This is a genomic window from Candidatus Sericytochromatia bacterium (assembly GCA_035285325.1).
Taxonomy (GTDB): Bacteria; Cyanobacteriota; Sericytochromatia; order S15B-MN24; family JAQBPE01; genus JAYKJB01.
Window position 1 is genome coordinate 1 of sequence record JAYKJB010000093.1, and the last position, 3,388, is coordinate 3,388.

The 3,388-nt window shown below is 67.9% G+C and carries 4 protein-coding genes; 2 read left to right on the forward strand and 2 right to left on the reverse strand.

What is annotated here, in order from left to right; genetic code table 11:
* Positions 1 to 446, forward strand: a 446-nt coding sequence (locus VKP62_12025) for a bacterial transcriptional activator domain-containing protein (protein ID MEB3197920.1), incomplete at its 5' end; no start/stop codon positions are given.
* A 37-nt stretch (positions 447 to 483) separates the two neighbouring features.
* On the opposite strand, the gene VKP62_12030 is transcribed toward VKP62_12025, so the two are convergent.
* Together VKP62_12030 and VKP62_12035 are read right to left on the reverse strand one after the other, a co-directional pair.
* Positions 484 to 888, reverse strand: a complete 405-nt coding sequence (locus VKP62_12030; protein ID MEB3197921.1) for a HEPN domain-containing protein — start codon at positions 886 to 888, stop codon at positions 484 to 486.
* Positions 885 to 1,214: a nucleotidyltransferase domain-containing protein gene (locus tag VKP62_12035; GenBank protein ID MEB3197922.1), complete on the reverse strand. Its 330-nt coding sequence runs from the start codon at positions 1,212 to 1,214 to the stop codon at positions 885 to 887. The genes VKP62_12030 and VKP62_12035 overlap by 4 nt, the downstream gene beginning before the upstream one ends.
* 406 nt (positions 1,215 to 1,620) lie before the next feature.
* Here VKP62_12035 and VKP62_12040 point away from each other — a divergent pair, with 406 nt between their 5' ends.
* Positions 1,621 to 3,222 carry an ATP-binding protein gene (locus VKP62_12040; GenBank protein MEB3197923.1) on the forward strand — a complete coding sequence of 534 codons (1,602 nt, stop codon included), beginning with the start codon at positions 1,621 to 1,623 and terminating at the stop codon, positions 3,220 to 3,222.
* The last annotated feature ends 166 nt before the right edge of the window (positions 3,223 to 3,388 follow it).

The following is a 3,388-nucleotide window of genomic DNA, read 5'->3' on the forward strand; positions in this document are numbered from 1 at the left end:
AGGACGGCCTCGACGCGGCGGCGGCGCTGGAGGCCCAGGGGGAGGCGGACGAGCGCCTCGTCGCCACCTACCGGGCGGCCCTCGGTTGCTACGAGGGCCCCTTCCTGCAGGCCTTCACCAGCCACGAGGCGTGGTGCGATCGCGAGCGCGAGCGGCTCGCGCACCGCTTCGCCGAGGGGGCGCTGCGGCTCGCCCGCTTGCTCGCGGCCCAGGGCGACGATGCCGGCTGCCTCGACTGGTGTTCGCGCCTGCTCGCCCAGGAGCCCCTCACGGAGGAGGCTCACCGGCTGTTGATGCTCGCGCACTATCGTCAGGGAGATCGGGCGGCCGCGCTGCGAACCTACGACCGTTGCGTGGTGCTGCTTTCGGACGAACTCGACATCGACCCGATGCCGGAGACGCAGCGGTTGGCGAAGCGGATCGAGGCGGGGGAGGCGGGTCCTTGAGGCGGCTGGCTCATCGGACCGTCGCGATGAGAGCCCGTCACAACGGGCGGGGCTCCTCCTCAAGGAGAGTGGCCACACGCGCTATCAGGATTTCGACCCCAGCCACCAAAGGGCGCACCTCAGCTTCGCTCTGCTGCACGAAATCCTCGTAGTCGCTCTCCTGTCTCAGCTCGAACAGGTCGTTGTAGAGGGTGCCCAGTTCCCGCGAGAACAGGCCCGGCTGCACGAGGTGGCGGTTGACCAAGGCTCGCACGCCCGTGTGCTTGGGGGAGCTGTGCCCTTGTTGCACCAGCCAGGCCGTGACGGCATAGAAGCAAGCGTAGTAGAGCCTGTTCGCCACGCCGTGCCAGTGACCGCCATCCGAGAGATCTTTGGCCTCGGTGAGCGTTTCACGGGCGCGCGCCAGCCTGTAAGCGGCAAGCTCGGAGATCGGCGCACTCACAGCGTCACCCCATCCCGGGCGACCGCCTGGTAAAAAGGCGACACGCGCAGCCGCGGCGCATTCCACGCCTCGCGGTTCTTGATGGCGGAAGTGATGACCTCGCCCGTCTCCCACTCGAGGTCGTACAGCGCCCGCCGGATGGCCCGTTTGCGAGAGAGGTCCACCACGCCATCCACCAGCACGAGCAGGTCCCAGTCCGAATCCGCCTGCGCGGAGCCGCGTGCGCGAGACCCGTACAGGATGACGGTGGCGTCAGGCTCAAGGGCCTGGATCGCAGCCTTGATGCGAGGGGTGAGGGCAAGAGGCACGGCAAGGGGGGGGGGCAAACGGGGGGAGCCATTCCCTTTATGCCCAGGCTACGCGGCAACGGATCCGGTGCCGGTCGGAACTGAGCTGTGGGGGCTGGATGGAGGCCCTCTCCATCGAGACGCTGGAGGATCTGGCTGAAGCGACGCTGGCGGGGGCGGCCGGGTTGCTCCCCGGCGCGGTGTCGGCGAAGGGCACGGCGCAGCTGGTGAGAGCGAGCGACAGGGCGGTGGCGGGGAGCAGGGGGCGGTGGTGCATGGGATCCTCGCTTTGCATCGGGCCCGGCGCCTGCCAGCGCAGCGAGCAAACGGCATCTTAGCGGGGGGGGATCCTGGCAAGCCTGCCGAGGGGGGCGCCGGAGAATGGCCGGCGTTGGGGACCTTCGGGGGCGATCCCCCCCGTGCTATGATCCAGGCTGGAGGCGCGATGCAACGCAAAAAGCTCCCGATCGGGATCCAGACCTTCCGCGAGATCCGAGAGAACGGGCACTACTACGTCGACAAGACGCCCTTCGTGCTGCGCCTCATCGAGCAGGGCAAGCTCTACTTCCTGTCGCGGCCCCGGCGCTTCGGCAAGAGCCTGCTGCTCGACACCATGAAGGAGCTGTTCGAGGGGAACCGGGCGCTGTTCGCGGGGCTCCATGCCGAGCAGCACTGGGACTGGGCATTGAAGCACCCCGTCGTGGGGCTGAGCTTCAGCGACCGGGTGCTCCAGACCCGCGAGGACCTGGCGGCCAGCCTGCACGTCCAGCTGACCTGCCTGGAGGAACAGCACGGCGTGACACCCCGGTTTTCTGACCCTGCCGGCCGCCTGCGAGACCTCATCCAGACGCTTCACACCCGCTCGGGGCAGCGCGTGGTCGTGCTGGTTGACGAGTACGACAAGCCCATCCTCGACAACCTCACTGAGCCCCGCTCCCGGCCATCCCTGGCCTCCGCGGGATCAGCCCCTCCGTGGGCAAGTCCAGACCGGGCCCGGCTGATGCGCGACGGCCTGCGGGACCTCTACAGCGTGCTCAAAGGGGCCGACGCACACCTGCGCTTCGTCTTCATCACAGGGGTCAGCAAGTTCTCGAAGGTGAGCCTGTTTTCGGGGCTGAACAACCTGCGCGACATCACCCTCAGCCCAGAGTACTCAGCCATCTGCGGCTACACCGAGCAGGACGTGGACACGGTCTTCACGCCCGAGCTCGAAGGGCTCGACCGCGAGCGCGTCCGGCGCTGGTACAACGGCTACAACTGGACGGGCGAGGCGGTGTACAACCCTTTCGACCTGCTGCTACTGTTCCAGGAGCGTCAGTTCAAGCCTTACTGGTTCGAGACGGGCCCCCCCACCTTCCTGGTGGACCACCTTGCCAAGCACCGCTTCTTCACGCCGGACCTCGCACGCCTGACCTCGTCGGCGGAGCTGCTCGGGGCCTTCGACGTGGATCGCATCGAGCCGGAGGCCCTGCTCTGGCAAGCCGGCTACCTGACGATTCGCGATGCGCGGGAGGTCAGCGAGGGGCTGTGGGTCTACACCCTCGGCTACCCCAACCGGGAGGTCGAGGCGAGCCTGAACGGCAGCCTGATTTACGCTTACGGCGGCCAGGAGGCTCCCGCCTTCCGCGCCCGCACCCGGCTCGTCGAGGCGATGCAATCGGGCGACACGGCTTCCCTGCGCGACATTGTGCACGCCCTCTTCGCCAGCATCCCCCACGACTGGCATCGCAACAACCCCTTGGCCCAGTACGAGGGCTTCTACGCCAGCGTGTTCTACAGCCACCTCGCCGCCCTCGGCCTCGACACGCGGGTCGAAGACGCCACGAACAAGGGCCGCATCGACCTGGCAACACGACTCGGGGACCGCGTCTACCTCTTCGAGTTCAAGGTCGTGGAGCAGGTGCCCGAAGGCCGAGCGCTGGCGCAACTGCAGGCCAGGGGCTACTCCGAGAAGTACCGGGAACCCGGCGTCACCGTCACCCTCGTCGGCATCGAGTTCAGCCGCGAGGAGCGCAACGTCGTGGGCTTCGAGGTGGCGCAGGCCTGACGCCACGGGGCGCTCTGGCGCCGCTCGCGTCTGGCCCTGTAACGACCCCGTAACGCCTGCCTCCTATCGTGGGGATGTTCGCTCCCCTACTCCACCGGAGGCAATCGCCCATGTACTTCGGAGACTGGCTGGCCCGCTGGGCCATGTACACGCCGGAAAAGACCGC